General features: G+C 68.2%; 1 protein-coding gene and 1 pseudogene. One reads left to right on the top strand and one right to left on the bottom strand.

What is annotated here, in order from left to right:
- Positions 1-581: 2OG-Fe(II) oxygenase family protein (locus tag BRAS3809_RS24195; RefSeq protein WP_035658082.1), on the top strand; the 581-nt coding region annotated here is incomplete at its 5' end.
- 6 nt (positions 582-587) lie between these two features.
- On the opposite strand, the pseudogene BRAS3809_RS24200 reads toward BRAS3809_RS24195, so the two are convergent.
- Positions 588-1,247 (bottom strand): annotated as a pseudogene (locus BRAS3809_RS24200) (spermidine synthase); the annotation flags it as partial.

A 1,247-nucleotide genomic window follows, 5' to 3' on the forward strand; every position in this document is an offset into this window, starting at 1 on the left:
CGCCCGCGCTGCTGAGCGCCGAACTGAAGGATGCCGCCGTGGCGGCGATCCGCAGCGCGAAGATCGAAACCAATCTGCGCTCGGGGCAGCTGTTTCATACCGAGGTCGCCGATCCCCGCGCCAACAACCTGTTCCAGACCATCGCCGAACTCGCCGTGCCGAAGCTGGTCGATTTCGGCGAATTGCTGTTCGGCGAGAGGCTGCAATGGCAGGTCAAGGAGATGTGGACCAACATGCTGGAGACCGGCGGCAACCAGACGCTGCACGCCCATGCCAACAGCTTCATCTCCGGCATCTTCTATCTGACGCCGTCGCATCCCGGCAGCCGCACCGTGTTCGTGCGCCCGCCCGGCGGCAGCGACTTCTCGTTCCGGCATCACACGCGCAGCGCCGCGGTCGGGCCGTTCAATGCCGGCAAATACGTGTTGCCGGAAGCCGAGCCGGGCGATCTCGTGCTGTTCCCGAGCTATCTGTATCACGAGGTGCCGCGCAACCAGGGCGACCAGCGCATCACCATCGCGTTCAACGCGATCCCGGATCACCTGGATTGCTGGGGCTACCGCGTCAGCTTCGGCACCTGAGTCCATCTATCTCCCGAATTCCTGTGACAGCAGATCGCGGGCCTCGCGGCGCGACGGCGCGGCCGCATCGACCGCCTGGAGCAGGCGCTCGGCGCCGGCGCGATCCGATGCGAGGAGCGAGCGGGCCATGCTCATGAGCGGCGCATAGGCCGGCTCGAACTCGGCGCTGAGGCGGACCGAGTCGAGCAGGCCGGGCGCGGCGGCCGCGATCAGCGCCGCGCCGCGCGGCTCGCCCGACAGCGATGCGCCGGCCTGAATGAAGCGGTTGCGCGCCTGCCAGTAGGCGGCGAGGCGAGGCTGCCAGGCCGCGCGCTGCGCCGGATCGAGCAATTCGTCCGCCCCGGTCTTGGCCTCGCCGATCACGGTCAGCAGCAGCTCCCACGGCGGCGCCGCCAGCGCGGTGACGTTGCGCCTCGCGTCGAACGTCACGAACGGAAAATCATCGGTATTGAGCGGTCCTGGACCGGCGAAGCGCGCGAGCGATGCCGGGCCGGCGACATACTGGCCGAGGAGATCGATCGGCTGATCGAGGCCGAGCGGCGAAAGCAGCGGGCGCAACTGGGGATCGGAGAGGCGGGTTGCGAGCCGGTCGGGGTCAAAGGCCTTTGGTCGATGCGATCCGACCAGCGCCAGCATCGGCGTGCGCACGCTGTAATGGTTCAGCCA

The organism is Bradyrhizobium sp. STM 3809 (assembly GCF_000239795.1).
Taxonomy (GTDB): domain Bacteria; phylum Pseudomonadota; class Alphaproteobacteria; order Rhizobiales; family Xanthobacteraceae; genus Bradyrhizobium.